Origin of the sequence: Pseudomonas sp. LD120 (assembly GCF_009861525.1) — a bacterium.
In the GTDB taxonomy this organism is placed as follows: Bacteria; Pseudomonadota; Gammaproteobacteria; order Pseudomonadales; family Pseudomonadaceae; genus Aquipseudomonas.
Map to the genome: position 1 here is coordinate 1077436 of NZ_WVHL01000003.1, position 13078 is coordinate 1090513.

Sequence of the window (13078 nt, forward strand, 5' to 3'; positions counted from 1 at the left end):
CGTGTTACTCCTTCGCCTCGTTGCGGCCCAAGTGGAACGCCGTGACGGCTGCGGCGAGCAGCAGCATCGAGGCGAGTTCGACCACCAGCAGGTAAGGACCGAACAGGCTGATGCCCACGGCCTTGGCGTCGACGGTGGTTTGACCGATACCGGCACCGCTCTGGTGGCTGAACAATACGTACAGCAATTCCGCCAGCAGCAGCGCGGCGAGAATCACCGGGCCGATCCAGATGCCGGGCGTGAGCCAGATACGCTCTTGCTGGGCCGCGGCCGGGCCGAGGTTGAGCATCATCACCACGAACACGAACAGCACCATGATGGCGCCGGCGTAGGCGATCACTTCCAGGGCACCGGCGAACGGCGCGCCGAGGCTGAAGAAGGTCATGGCCACGGCGATCAGCGAAATGATCAGGTAGAGCAGGGCGTGCACAGGGTTGGTGTTGGTGACCACGCGCAACGTGGACACAACGGCAACACCTGATGCGAAATAGAAAGCGAATTCCATCGTTCTTCCTTAAGGCAGCAAGCTCTTCACGTTGATCGGCTCGGCTTCATTCTGCGCGGAGCCTTTTGGCTTACCGGCAATGGCCATACCTGCAACACGATAGAAGTTGTAGTCAGGGTTCTTTCCGGGACCGGAGATCAGGAGATCTTCTTTCTCGTAAACCAGGTCCTGACGTTTGAACTCGGCCATCTCGAAATCCGGTGTCAGCTGGATTGCGGTGGTCGGACAGGCTTCCTCGCAGAGGCCGCAGAAAATGCAGCGCGAGAAGTTGATGCGGAAGAAGTCCGGGTACCAGCGACCGTCTTCGGTTTCAGCTTTCTGCAGCGAGATGCAACCCACAGGGCAGGCCACGGCGCACAGGTTGCAGGCTACGCAACGCTCTTCGCCATCGGGGTCGCGAGTCAGGACGATACGGCCACGGTAGCGTGGCGGCAGGTACACCGGCTCTTCGGGGTATTGCAGGGTGTCGCGTTTGCGAAAGCCGTGACCGAACACCATCACCAGGCTGCGCAACTGGGTACCAGTACCCTTAACGATGTCGCCAATATATTTGAACATGGGTCAAATCCTCACTGAACCGCGCCCGCAGGCGTGTTCAACAACACAAGCGCTGCGGTCACCAGCAAATTGATCAGGGTCAGCGGCAGGCAGAATTTCCAGCTGAAGTCCATCACCTGGTCATAACGCGGGCGCGGGATAGAGGCGCGCAGCAGGATGAACAGCATGATGAAGAACGCGGTCTTCAAGGCGAACCAGACGAAGGACAGTTGCGGCAGGATGCCGAACGGACCGTGCCAGCCACCGAAGAACAGGGTGACCAACAGTGCCGAGATCAAGATGATGCCGATGTACTCACCAACGAAGAACATGCCCCATTTCATGCCGGCGTATTCAATGTGGTAACCGTCGGCCAGTTCCTGCTCCGCTTCTGGCTGGTCGAAGGGGTGACGGTGAGTCACGGCCACGCCAGCGATGAAGAAGGTACAGAAGCCGAAGAACTGCGGAATGATGAACCACAGGTTCTGCGCCTGGTACTCGACGATGTCGCGCATGTTGAAGGAACCGACCTGAGCCACGATGCCCATCAGCGCCAGGCCCATGAACACTTCGTAGGACACGGTCTGGGCCGAAGCCCGCAAGCTGCCCAGCAGGGCGAACTTGTTGTTACTCGACCAGCCGGCGAACAGCACCGCGTAGACCGACAGGCCCGCCATGGCGAAGAAGAACAGCAGGCCGATGTTCAGGTCCGCGACGCCCCAGGTCGGGGTGATCGGGATGATCGCGAAGGCGATCAGCAGGGCGGACATGGCGACCACCGGTGCCAGGGTGAAGATCACCTTGTCGGCAAACGGTGGGGTCCAGTCTTCCTTGAAGAACATCTTCAGCATGTCGGCGGCGATCTGGAACATGCCGAACGGGCCAACGCGGTTCGGACCGTAACGGTCCTGCCACCAGCCCAGCAGGCGACGTTCGACGAAGCTCAGCAGCGCACCGGCGATGACCACCGCCAGCAGGATCACGACGGCCTTGACGACCGTCAGGATCACGTCGATCACTTCAGGGGTAAACCAACTCATTGCGCCGCCTCCTGCAGACCGTCAACGGATTTGCCAAAGAACGCCGGAGGAATCCCCGCCAGACCGGCTGGCAGGCCCACCAGGCCAGCACCCAGCTCTTCGTTGATGCGCAGTGGCAGACGCAGGGTCTGGCCGGCTACGTTCACCGTGAGCAGGGCACCGTCGTTGACACCCAGGCGATCGGCTTCGGACTTGGCCAGGGCCACGTAGGCCGCCGGAATGCGTTCCTGTACCGGAGCGGCTTTCGAAGAGTTCTCTTCGCTGCCGAACAGGTGATAGAACGGCACCGCTTGCCAGGTGCCCTGAGCCGGAGAGAAGGCCCGCGGTACGCTGGCGAACCAGTTGAGACGGTCGCCCTGGCTTTCGATCAGGCGAGTACCCGGATCACCGGCACGCAGGTGGCCGCCGACTTCGTCCTGGAACTTGTTCCAGGCTTGTGGCGAGTTCCAGCCCGGCGACCAGGCGAACGGCACTTGCGAGCGCGGTTCGGCGGAGCCCGAGTAACCTTCCATGGAGTAGGCGAAGGCGGTATCCGGGTCTTGCGGGGTGCGCGGTTCATGCACGCTCTGGTTGGCGCGCATGGCGGTACGGCCGCTGTAGCGCAGCGGTTCGCGGGCCAGTTTCAGGCCTTTGATACGGAACGCTGCGGAAGGTGCCGCGTCGATGATGGAAGCCAGTTGCGGGGTGCTCGCGGCGCAGGCAGCGGTCACGTGGTCCAGCTGGGTCCAGTCCACCGGCTTGTTCAGCAGCGTGCTGCGCAGGGCATGCAGCCAGCGCCAGCCTTCGTGGACCAGGATGCTGGCGTCCAGGTAGGTCGGATCGAAGACCTGGAAGAAGCGCTGGGCGCGACCTTCCTGGCTGACCAGGGTGCCGTCGCCTTCGGCGAAGCTGGCCGCCGACAGCACCAGGTGCGCGCGTTCGACGGTGGCAGTCTGTTGATGATCGGCCACGATCACCACTTTGGCCGCACTCAGCGCTGCATCCACCTTGGCCGCATCGGTGCGGGTGTACAGGTCGTTTTCCAGCACCACGATGGCGTCGGCTTTACCGTCGATCACCGTCTGCAGGGCCGCGTCCACGGATTCGCCACCGAGCATGGCCAGGCCGAGGCTGTTGGCCTCTGGCACGATCAGGCTGATGGAGCCGGCTTTCTCGCGCAGCTTCAGGGCTTTGGCAATGTTCGCCGCAGCTTCGATCAGTGCCTTGGAGCCCAGGGACGTACCGGAGATGATCAGTGGGCGCTTGGCCGCCAGCAGAGCGTCGGCAATGCGCTTGGCCAGTTCCAGGGCTTCGTTGTCCAGGCCTTCCACGGCAGGGGCGCTGGCGTCGATGGCGTGGGCCACGGCGAAACCGATGCGCGCCAGGTCGTCTGGAGCGGCGTGTACACACTCCTCGGCCACGTCGTCGAGCTTGGTTTCAGCCAGGCTGGCAATGAACAGCGGGTTCAGCGCGTGCTGGCCGATGTTCTTCACGGCGGCGTCGAGCCAAGGCTGGACGCGCATGGCGTCGGCCATTTCCTCGGCCTTGCCCTTGACGGCCTGGCGCAGGGCCAGGGCCATGCGTGCGGCGGTTTGGGTCAGGTCTTCGCCAAGGACGAAGATGGCATCGTGGTCTTCGATCTCGCGCAGGTTCGGAACCGGCAGCGGACTGTCGTTCAGAACCTGCAGGACCCGGCGGATGCGCTCCAGTTCAGAAGCTTCGATACCACTGTAGAAGTGCTCGGCACCGACCAGCTCACGCAGCGCGTAGTTGCTTTCCAGGCTGGCGCGAGGCGAGCCGATACCGACGATGTTGCGACCGCGCAGCAGGTCGGCCGCTTGGTCCAGCGCCTGGTCCAGAGTCAGTTGGGTGCCATCGGCCAGGCGTGGCTGGCGCGGACGGTCCTTGCGGTTGACGTAGCCATAACCGAAGCGGCCACGGTCGCAGAGGAAGTATTGGTTCACCGAACCGTTGTAGCGGTTCTCGATGCGCCGCAGTTCGCCGTAGCGCTCGCCCGGGGAGATGTTGCAACCGCTGGAGCAGCCATGGCAGATGCTCGGCGAGAACTGCATGTCCCACTTGCGGTTGTAGCGCTCGGAGTGAGTCTTGTCGGTGAACACACCGGTCGGGCAGACCTCGGTGAGGTTGCCGGAGAACTCGCTTTCCAGGGTGCCGTCTTCAACGCGACCGAAGTACACGTTGTCGTGGGCGCCGTAGACGCCCAGGTCGGTGCCGCCGGCGTAGTCCTTGTAGAAGCGCACGCAGCGATAGCAGGCGATGCAGCGGTTCATTTCGTGGGAAATGAACGGGCCGAGGTCCTGGTTCTGGTGGGTGCGCTTGGTGAAGCGATAACGGCGCTCGTTGTGGCCGGTCATCACCGTCATGTCTTGCAGGTGGCAGTGACCGCCTTCCTCACAGACTGGGCAGTCGTGGGGGTGGTTGGTCATCAGCCACTCGACAACACTGGCGCGGAAGGCCTTGGATTCTTCATCGTCGATGGAGATCCAGGTGTTGTCGGTGGCTGGGGTCATGCAGGACATGACGATACGACCACGGGTGTCGTTTTCGTCGGTGTACTGCTTGACCGCGCACTGGCGACAGGCACCGACGCTACCGAGAGCGGGGTGCCAGCAGAAATAAGGGATGTCGAGGCCTAGTGACAGACAAGCCTGTAACAGGTTGTCCGCCCCATCGACTTCGAGCGCTTTGCCGTCTACGTGGATAGTGGCCATGGTTCAAAGTTCTTCGTTGGCCCGGTGTCAGCGGGCGTGGCTAATGGAATCTTGTTATGCGTGCGAATCAACACAGCCGTTCACGGCGTCATCGCACGTCGAGCGCAGGGCACGGACCCTGCGCCCTCATCTAAGCGTTACGCGCCGACTACGATCGGTCGGGCCAGAGGCGGGACGGCGGCGCTGGTGGGCGCGATGCCGGCTTCGAACTCTGGACGGAAATACTTGATGGCACTGCCCAACGGCTCCACGGCACCCGGTGCGTGAGCACAGAAGGTCTTGCCTGGGCCGAGGAACCCCACCAGACCCAGCAGGGTCTCGATGTCGCCCTGCTGGCCCTGGCCTTTCTCCAGGGCCATCAGCAGCTTGACGCTCCATGGCAGGCCATCGCGGCAAGGGGTGCAGAAGCCGCAGGATTCACGGGCGAAGAACTGCTCCATGTTGCGCAGCAGCGACACCATGTTGATGCTGTCGTCAACCGCCATGGCCAGGCCGGTACCCATGCGGGTGCCCACTTTGGCGATGCCGCCGGCATACATTTGCGCATCCAGGTGTTCCGGCAACAGGAAGCCGGTACCGGCGCCGCCTGGCTGCCAGCACTTGAGCTTGAAGCCATCGCGCATGCCGCCGGCGTAGTCTTCGAACAGTTCGCGCGCGGTCACGCCAAAGGGCAGCTCCCACAGGCCAGGGTTCTTCACTTTGCCGGAGAAACCCATCAGCTTGGTGCCGTGGTCTTCGCTGCCTTCGCGGGCCAGGGATTTGTACCACTCCACGCCGTCGCCGATGATCGCTGGCACGTTGCACAGGGTCTCGACGTTGTTCACGCAAGTCGGCTTGCCCCACACGCCTACGGCGGCGGGGAAGGGCGGCTTGGAGCGAGGGTTGGCGCGACGGCCTTCCAGTGAGTTGATCAGTGCGGTTTCTTCACCGCAGATGTAACGTCCGGCGCCGGTGTGGACGAACAGTTCGAAATCGAAACCGCTGCCCAGAATGTTCTTGCCCAGCAGGCCGGCGGCCTTGGCTTCTTCCACGGCACGCCGCAGGTGCTTGGCGGCGGTGGTGTACTCGCCGCGCAGGAAGATGTAGCCGCGGTAGGTTTTCAGTGCACGGGCACTGATCAGCATGCCTTCGATCAGCAGATGGGGCAGTTGCTCCATCAGCATGCGGTCTTTCCAGGTGTTGGGTTCCATCTCGTCCGCGTTGCACAGCAGGTAGCGGATGTTCATGGACTCGTCTTTGGGCATCAGGCCCCACTTCACGCCGGTGGGGAAGCCCGCACCGCCGCGCCCTTTGAGGCCGGCATCCTTCACTGTCTGGACGATATCGTCCTGGGACAGGTCGGCGAAAGCCTTGCGGGCCGCCGCGTAACCGTTCTTGGCCTGGTACTCATCGAGCCAAACCGGCTCGCCGTCGTCCCGCAGACGCCAAGTCAGAGGGTGGGTCTCTGCGGTACGCGCAATGCGGTTCGCAGGGCCGAAAGAGGTCAGGGTCATACGTAGCCCTCCAACAGTTTGGCCACGCCAGCAGGCTGTACGTCGCCGAAAGTGTCGTCGTCGATCATCAGCGCCGGGGCCTTGTCGCAGTTGCCCAGGCAGCACACCGGCAGCAGGGTGAAGCGGCCGTCGGCGGTGGTCTGGCCGAGGCCGATGCCCAGCTCGCTCTGGATCTGGCTGACCACGGACTCGTGGCCGCCGATATAGCAGACCATGCTGTCGCAGACGCGAATGATGTGCCGGCCCACTGGCTGACGGAAGATCTGGCTATAGAACGTTGCCACACCTTCAACGTCGCTGGCGGGGATACCGAGGATTTCGCCGATGGCGTAGACCGCGCCGTCAGGCACCCAGCCACGTTCCTTCTGGACGATCTTCAGGGCTTCGATCGACGCCGCGCGCGGGTCTTCGTAGTGATGCATCTCGTGCTCGATGGCCGAGCGCTCGGTTTCGCTCAGGGCGAAACGGTCTGTCTGGATAAGCGTGCTGTTCATGCTTAGCGGTCCACGTCGGCCATAACGAAGTCGATACTACCCAGGTACGCGATCAAGTCCGCGACCATGCTGCCGCGGATCACCGAAGGGATCTGCTGCAGGTGGGCGAAGCTTGGGGTGCGAATCCGGGTGCGGTAGCTCATGGTGCCGCCATCGCTCGTCAGGTAATAACTGTTGATGCCCTTGGTCGCTTCGATCATCTGGAAGGATTCGTTGGCCGGCATCACCGGGCCCCACGAAACCTGCAGGAAGTGCGTGATCAAGGTTTCGATGTGCTGCAGGGTGCGCTCTTTCGGCGGCGGCGTGGTCAGCGGGTGATCCGCCTTGTACGGGCCTTCCGGCATGTTGCGCAGGCACTGGTCGATGATCTTGATGCTCTGGCGCATCTCCTCGACGCGAACCATGCAGCGGTCGTAGGCGTCACCGTTGGCCGCCAGTGGAACTTCGAACTCGAAGTTCTCGTAGCCGGAGTACGGACGAGCCTTGCGCAGGTCGAAATCGCAACCGGTGGAGCGCAGGCCGGCACCGGTGACGCCCCACTCCAGGGCTTCCTTGGTGTTGTAGGCGGCGACACCGATGGTCCGGCCCTTGAGGATGCTGTTCTGCAGGGCCGCCTTGGTGTATTCGTCGAGGCGCTTGGGCAGCCATTCGACGAAGTCCTTGACCAGCTTTTCCCAGCCGCGGGGCAGGTCGTGGGCGACGCCGCCGATGCGGTACCAGGCCGGGTGCAGGCGGAAGCCGGTGATGGCTTCGATCACGGTGTAGGCACGCTGGCGGTCGGTGAAGGTGAAGAACACCGGGGTCATGGCGCCAACGTCCTGGATGTAGGTACCCAGGAACAGCAGGTGGCTGGTGATGCGGAAGAACTCGGCCATCATGATGCGGATGACATCGACCTTCTCCGGCACCTTGATGCCGGCCAGCTTCTCGACCGAGAGCACGTACGGCAGGTTGTTCATCACCCCGCCCAGGTAGTCGATGCGGTCGGTGTAGGGGATGAAGCTGTGCCAGGACTGGCGCTCGGCCATCTTCTCGGCGCCACGGTGGTGGTAGCCGATGTCCGGTACGCAGTCGACGATCTCTTCGCCGTCCAGCTGCAGGATGATACGGAAGGCGCCGTGAGCCGAAGGGTGGTTCGGGCCCAGGTTGAGGAACATGTAGTCCTCGTTGGCGCCGGAACGCTTCATGCCCCAGTCTTCCGGACGGAAGCGCGCGGCTTCTTCTTCCAGCTGCTGCTTGGCCAGGTTGAGGCTGAACGGATCGAACTCGGTGGCGCGGGCCGGGAAGTCCTTGCGCAGCGGGTGACCTTCCCAGGTGGGAGGCATCATGATCCGCGACAGGTGCGGGTGGCCGGCAAAGTCGATGCCGAACATGTCCCAGACTTCACGCTCGTACCAGTTGGCGTTGGGCCAGATACCGGTCACGGTCGGCAGGCTGAGGTCGCCTTCGGACAGGGCCACCTTGATCATCACGTCGCTGTTACGTTCGATCGACAGCAAGTGGTAGAACACGCTGAAGTCGGCGCCTGGCAGCCCTTGGCGCTTGGTGCGCAGGCGCTCGTCCACGCCATGCAGGTCATAGAGCATGACGTACGGCTTGGGCAGGTTGCGCAGGAAGGTCAGGACTTCGACGAGTTTGGAGCGGGTAACCCACAGCACCGGCATGCCGGTGCGGGTGGCCTGGGCGGTGAACGCCTCAGGGCCAAAACGGTTATTGAGTTCGACGACCACATCCTGGTCGTCAGCCTTATAAGGCGGGATGTACAGAGCACTGCCTGTAGTCATGGTTTTTTATCGCTTTCGGTCAACGTAAAGAGTGAAGCCAGTGTCGTTTCTTTGTCAGAACAGATCTGGATCAGACTTCGTCAGGGCTGCGCAGGTTGGTGACCTGAATACGCTGTTCGCGGCGCTGCTCCTTTTGCGACGGCATTTCGGCGCGATACACGCCTTGATCACCGACGACCCAGGACAGTGGGCGACGCTCCTGGCCAATGGACTCTTGCAAGAGCATCAAGCCTTGCAGGAACGCTTCGGGGCGGGGCGGGCAGCCAGGTACGTAGACGTCCACGGGCAGGAACTTGTCCACCCCCTGAACTACGGAGTAGATGTCGTACATGCCACCGGAGTTGGCGCACGAACCCATGGAGATAACCCATTTAGGCTCGAGCATTTGCTCATAGAGACGCTGAATGATCGGCGCCATCTTGATGAAGCAGGTGCCGGCAATAACCATGAAATCCGCCTGACGCGGCGATGCCCGGATAACCTCGGCGCCAAAGCGCGCGATGTCGTGGGGCGCCGTGAAGGCAGTGGTCATTTCCACGTAGCAGCAGGACAGACCGAAGTTGTACGGCCACAGGGAGTTCTTACGCCCCCAGTTGACCGCGCCGCTCAGCACGTCTTCCAGCTTGCCCATGAAGATGTTTTTGTGGACCTGATCCTCTAACGGATCGGAAACGGTTTCCCGTTCGCCGATCGGGTACTGATCGTTAGGAGCATCGGGGTCGATCCTGGTGAGATTGTATTGCATCGCCAAAGCCTCATTGTTTTAGCTTCGCCTGCCGCTTACGACGACCTTCCGGAGCCCAGTCAAGAGCCCCCACTCGCCAAAGGTAGACAAGACCTGCCAACAGAATTGCTATGAAAACGAGAGCTTCGACGAATCCGGTCCAGCCGCTTTCGCGGACGGACACAGACCAGGCAAAGAGAAAGAGGGCTTCGATATCGAAGATCACGAAGAGCATCGCGACCAGATAGAATTTGGCTGAGAGCCGCAAGCGGGCGCCACCGGTAGGTAGCATGCCGGACTCGAACGGTTCGTTTTTGCTGCGGCCCCAGGCTTTTGACCCGAGGAGGCTGGAGACGCCGAGCATGAAGGCACAGAGGCCGACAACACCCAGAAGGAAAATGGCAAAGCCCCAGTTGTGGGCCATGAGTCCTGTCGCTTCGGGCATGCTGGTAATCCTTAACAGAGAGCAGGAGTCTCTGAGCTTGATAAAGAAATAAAGCAGTGACGATATGTCGCAGCGCAATCAATCGGGCTGATTTTATGGCTAAACACCGGGCAAGTAAAATTTCTAAAGCGAAATTGTTTATCGCAATAAGGACATAGATCACCTCTTTAGCCCCGTAAGCCGCGGCCTGTGGGCATTAGGGCAGGTTTTGTTAATTATGTTTTGTTGCGGCTGCAACGAAAGTTACAATTCCTGAATGATAATCAATATTGTTTGCGGGGTGTTTTAATCGGCTTTCCTTCGGGGAGTGGGAAAGTTGCTTGTTATATCCCTGTTACTGCAAGTAGCAGGGGCGCACCTTTTAACCTGTTTTGCCTCGGGCAACACCGCTCTGGATCAATATTTTGTCGGCTTTTGCGCGGTGCTGGCTTGGTGCTGAGTTTTCCAGCCTGGGGAACTTGCCTGGTCAGAAAGGCGGCTACGGCCAGGAGTGCAAAAAAAACGCCCCGAACCAGTCGGGGCGTCAGCTTTACAGCAATGCAGTTGTTTTTACCGGGTCTGCATTGGCCGCTCGATCAAGGCGCGAGGCCTGGAATCAGTGGAATTGCTCTTCTTCTGTAGAGCCGGTCAGGGCGGTTACCGAGGACGAGCCACCCTGGATCACGGTGGTCATGTCGTCGAAGTAGCCGGTGCCCACTTCCTGCTGGTGCGCCACGAAGGTGTAGCCTTTGGCGGCGTCAGCGAACTCCTGCTCTTGCAGCTTCACGTAGGCGGTCATGTCGTTGCGGGCGTAGTCGTGCGCCAGGTTGAACATGCTGTGCCACATGTTGTGAATGCCGGCCAGGGTGATGAACTGGTGCTTGTAACCCATGGCGGACAGTTCGCGCTGGAACTTGGCGATGGTCGCGTCGTCCAGGTTTTTCTTCCAGTTGAAGGAAGGCGAGCAGTTGTACGACAGGATCTGGTCTGGGTATTCCTTCTTGATCGCTTCAGCGAAGCGACGAGCTTCGTCCAGGTCCGGCTTGGCGGTTTCGCACCAGATCAGGTCGGCGTACGGGGCGTAAGCCAGGCCGCGGGCGATTGCCTGGTCCAGTCCGGCTTTCACTTTGTAGAAGCCTTCCTGGGTACGGGTGCCAGTCACGAATGGCTGGTCGTACGGGTCGCAGTCGGAAGTCAGCAGGTCGGCGGCGTTGGCGTCGGTCCGGGCCAGGATGATGGTCGGTACGCCGGCAACGTCGGCCGCCAGACGGGCTGCGGTCAGCTTCTGTACGGCTTCCTGGGTTGGCACCAGCACTTTGCCGCCCATGTGGCCGCACTTCTTCACGGAAGCCAGTTGGTCTTCGAAGTGAACGCCGGCGGCGCCCGCTTCGATCATGCTCTTCATCAGCTCGTAGGCGTTCAGCACGCCGCCGAAACCGGCTTCAGCGTCTGCCACGATAGGGGCGAAGTAGTCGATGTAGCCGTCGTCACCTGGGTTCTTGCCGGCTTTCCACTGGATCTGGTCGGCGCGACGGAACGAGTTGTTGATGCGCTTGACCACGGTTGGAACCGAGTCCACCGGGTACAGCGACTGGTCGGGGTACATGGATTCTGCGGAGTTGTTGTCCGCAGCCACTTGCCAGCCCGACAGGTAGATGGCCTGGATACCGGCTTTAACCTGTTGTACCGCCTGGCCGCCAGTCAGGGCGCCCATGCAGTTGACGAAATCTTTATCAGGACGGAAGGATGGTTTGGCGCCTTGGGTGACCAGGTTCCAGAGCTTCTCGGCGCCCATGCGTGCCAGGGTGTGCTCGGGCTGAACCGAGCCACGCAGACGGACCACGTCGGCAGCGGAGTAGGTGCGAGTCACGCCTTTCCAGCGCGGGTTTTCAGCCCAGTCTTTTTCAAGGGCTGCAATTTGCTGTTCGCGTGTCAGTGCCATGGAGATAAACCTCGTCGCGTCTTGTATGAAAAGTCGTTCTTGGGTGAAGAATTCCGGCTTGCCCATTACGCAGTTACACAGATTGCGTAGCAGGCTGCTCGCTGACCAGGGGCTTTGGTGGCCAAGTCGGACTGACGGGATGGCGACGGGTGAACGATGGGCTCGAGGGGAAAGTGAGCAGGTGAAGGCGAGCTGCGGTGCGCATGCGGGCGTCGTGGGCCTTGGTGCGTTCCATCAGTGTGTTGCCGATCGACCTAATTACGCTTCCGTCCCTCGGGACAACTTCGTTCCAGTCGCAACCTCGTCAAACACACCTTGTGGGCGGTACAGACACGAATCGGCTCAGATGGGTAGGTTAGAGCAACGATCCGAAGGCCCTTGCCAGGGCCCCTGATTAGCGGGAGCGAGGCCATCATGCCCGCGGTTTTTTGGCTCGTCAAATGGTTTGTAGTGCTTTTTTTGCGCCACTACATCTTTGGTCTAATACGACTAATCAGTCAGTTTTTGGTGCTTTAGTCCAAAGCATCGACCTTCACCCTCAGGGTCATGTCATTCCGGCCCTGAGTCGAATAGCTGCGGCTCAGGCCCTGTTTGCCGGCTTGGGTCTGGCGATTGACGCCGGCCAGGGTGATCCATTCCCCCAGGCGTCCGCTAACGGTTGTGTCGGTGCTTTGCACGGTCACTACATCAGGGTGCTCTTGGCTCATGCGGTCACGATTGGTGCTGATGCTCAGGTGCACGGTCTCGCCGGTCACGCTGGCCGTGACATAGAAGCCCTGGGTCACGTTGCGGTACTGGGTCTGGTTTTGCAGACGACCATAGGGATCGGTCTGTGTAGTGGTCAGGGGGACGCTCTGGCCCACCTGGATCAGCGCCGGCACGCCTTCGCTGGCCTGGATCTGTTGGATGCCGCCATCGCGGCTCTCGGTGCTGCGAGTGATGATGTGGGGCTGGTGGGGGGTGTTGACCGAATAACCCTGGTTGTCCTGGAAGTTGTTTTCATTGGTGTCTACGGTGATCAGCAGGCGCTTGGCTGCCGTATCCAATTGCGCAATGAACGCCCGCAGCTCGGCGATCTTGCCCGGTTCGGCATTGACGATCAGTTGGTTGCCATAGACGCTGACCTTGCCGTCCTTGCCAAGAAAGTTCTGCGCCACCGGCAGCAGGTCAGCGCTGGTGCGGTTGTTGAGGGGCACGATCTCGGTGGCGGCCATGACTGAGCAACTGAAGGTCAGTAGCAGCGTCGTGAGCAAAGTGCGTAGGGACATATCCGTTATCTCCGCGAGTAGCTGGCGTAAAGCCTTGAGTTTGACACTTTGTCGGCTTTGGCGGGGGCAAGTTGAATCCTAGACGGCAAAACGCCCTGGCATCCTGGTCTTGCGCCTGGTGGGCGCAAGGGGATGGCAGGGCGTTCGCTTTGGCTA

Annotated in this window: 11 protein-coding genes; all 11 read right to left on the reverse strand. The window is 61.0% G+C overall.

Features of this window, described 5'->3' with window-relative positions:
• Positions 1 to 4 precede the first annotated feature (4 nt).
• Positions 5 to 505, reverse strand: a complete 501-nt coding sequence (gene nuoJ / locus PLD_RS10990; protein ID WP_102864715.1) for an NADH-quinone oxidoreductase subunit J — start codon at positions 503 to 505, stop codon at positions 5 to 7.
• 9 nt (positions 506 to 514) lie between these two features.
• Positions 515 to 1063: an NADH-quinone oxidoreductase subunit NuoI gene (nuoI, locus tag PLD_RS10995; protein WP_003223795.1), complete on the reverse strand. Its 549-nt coding sequence runs from the start codon at positions 1061 to 1063 to the stop codon at positions 515 to 517.
• A gap of 11 nt (positions 1064 to 1074) precedes the next feature.
• The gene (gene nuoH / locus PLD_RS11000) at positions 1075 to 2082 is read right to left on the reverse strand and encodes an NADH-quinone oxidoreductase subunit NuoH (protein WP_102864716.1); all 1008 of its coding nucleotides are present in this window, start codon (positions 2080 to 2082) and stop codon (positions 1075 to 1077) included.
• Positions 2079 to 4793, reverse strand: coding sequence for an NADH-quinone oxidoreductase subunit NuoG (nuoG, locus tag PLD_RS11005; RefSeq protein WP_159892520.1), 2715 nt, complete (start codon positions 4791 to 4793; stop codon positions 2079 to 2081). The genes nuoH and nuoG overlap by 4 nt, the downstream gene beginning before the upstream one ends.
• Before the next feature lie 137 nt (positions 4794 to 4930).
• On the reverse strand, positions 4931 to 6286 hold the full coding sequence (nuoF, locus tag PLD_RS11010; protein WP_123472753.1) for an NADH-quinone oxidoreductase subunit NuoF: 1356 nt from the start codon (positions 6284 to 6286) through the stop codon (positions 4931 to 4933).
• A complete protein-coding gene (nuoE, locus tag PLD_RS11015) occupies positions 6283 to 6780 on the reverse strand; it encodes an NADH-quinone oxidoreductase subunit NuoE (protein ID WP_011062188.1) in 498 nt (165 codons plus the stop codon). The genes nuoF and nuoE overlap by 4 nt, the downstream gene beginning before the upstream one ends.
• A gap of 2 nt (positions 6781 to 6782) precedes the next feature.
• Entirely contained in the window at positions 6783 to 8564 is a 1782-nt protein-coding gene (nuoC, locus tag PLD_RS11020) for an NADH-quinone oxidoreductase subunit C/D (RefSeq protein ID WP_011062187.1), read from the reverse strand.
• A 70-nt stretch (positions 8565 to 8634) separates the two neighbouring features.
• Complete coding sequence (locus PLD_RS11025; protein WP_011062186.1) at positions 8635 to 9309, reverse strand: NADH-quinone oxidoreductase subunit B family protein; 675 nt, start codon at positions 9307 to 9309, stop codon at positions 8635 to 8637.
• A gap of 10 nt (positions 9310 to 9319) precedes the next feature.
• Positions 9320 to 9733: an NADH-quinone oxidoreductase subunit A gene (locus PLD_RS11030; protein ID WP_011062185.1), complete on the reverse strand. Its 414-nt coding sequence runs from the start codon at positions 9731 to 9733 to the stop codon at positions 9320 to 9322.
• A gap of 595 nt (positions 9734 to 10328) precedes the next feature.
• Entirely contained in the window at positions 10329 to 11654 is a 1326-nt protein-coding gene (gene aceA / locus PLD_RS11035; protein ID WP_011062184.1) for an isocitrate lyase, read from the reverse strand.
• 512 nt (positions 11655 to 12166) lie between these two features.
• On the reverse strand, positions 12167 to 12922 hold the full coding sequence (locus PLD_RS11040) for a secretin N-terminal domain-containing protein (protein WP_159892522.1): 756 nt from the start codon (positions 12920 to 12922) through the stop codon (positions 12167 to 12169).
• Positions 12923 to 13078 lie beyond the last annotated feature (156 nt).

Excerpts from the sequence above, each read along its gene's own strand:
- nuoJ (WP_102864715.1), bottom strand. The coding sequence starts at position 505 with ATGGAATTCGCTTTCTATTTCGCATCAGGTGTTGCCGTTGTGTCCACG.
- nuoI (WP_003223795.1), bottom strand. The coding sequence starts at position 1,063 with ATGTTCAAATATATTGGCGACATCGTTAAGGGTACTGGTACCCAGTTG.
- nuoH (WP_102864716.1), bottom strand. The coding sequence starts at position 2,082 with ATGAGTTGGTTTACCCCTGAAGTGATCGACGTGATCCTGACGGTCGTC.
- nuoG (WP_159892520.1), bottom strand. The coding sequence starts at position 4,793 with ATGGCCACTATCCACGTAGACGGCAAAGCGCTCGAAGTCGATGGGGCG.
- nuoF (WP_123472753.1), bottom strand. The coding sequence starts at position 6,286 with ATGACCCTGACCTCTTTCGGCCCTGCGAACCGCATTGCGCGTACCGCA.
- nuoE (WP_011062188.1), bottom strand. The coding sequence starts at position 6,780 with ATGAACAGCACGCTTATCCAGACAGACCGTTTCGCCCTGAGCGAAACC.
- nuoC (WP_011062187.1), bottom strand. The coding sequence starts at position 8,564 with ATGACTACAGGCAGTGCTCTGTACATCCCGCCTTATAAGGCTGACGAC.
- PLD_RS11025 (WP_011062186.1), bottom strand. The coding sequence starts at position 9,309 with ATGCAATACAATCTCACCAGGATCGACCCCGATGCTCCTAACGATCAG.
- PLD_RS11030 (WP_011062185.1), bottom strand. The coding sequence starts at position 9,733 with ATGCCCGAAGCGACAGGACTCATGGCCCACAACTGGGGCTTTGCCATT.
- aceA (WP_011062184.1), bottom strand. The coding sequence starts at position 11,654 with ATGGCACTGACACGCGAACAGCAAATTGCAGCCCTTGAAAAAGACTGG.
- PLD_RS11040 (WP_159892522.1), bottom strand. The coding sequence starts at position 12,922 with ATGTCCCTACGCACTTTGCTCACGACGCTGCTACTGACCTTCAGTTGC.